The following is a 258-nucleotide window of genomic DNA, read 5'->3' on the forward strand; positions in this document are numbered from 1 at the left end:
GGCATGCGCCAAATATTACCCCAGATGAGTCAAGCGGTATCGGTAGCTGGAGTGAGCAAGATATCGTCACTTATCTGCGTACAGGCGAGCTTGATCAACGTGCATACGCTGGTGGCCCCATGGGTGAAGCGGTCGCCCACAGTACCCGCTACTTAAAAAATGAAGACTTAAGCGCCATTGCGTCTTATCTAAAAGCCGTACCTGCTGTCCAAACCGAAGACAAAGTGTCTGCGGTGGATGTGTCGCGTCTGCCAACGC

General features: G+C 52.7%; 1 pseudogene. It reads left to right on the forward strand.

Annotated features, from left to right (window positions below):
* A pseudogene (locus tag AAEY78_RS13865) lies at positions 1 to 258 on the forward strand (cytochrome c); the annotation flags it as partial.

Origin of the sequence: Psychrobacter sp. 16-MNA-CIBAN-0192 (genome assembly GCF_040309565.1) — a bacterium.
Lineage (GTDB): Bacteria > Pseudomonadota > Gammaproteobacteria > Pseudomonadales > Moraxellaceae > Psychrobacter.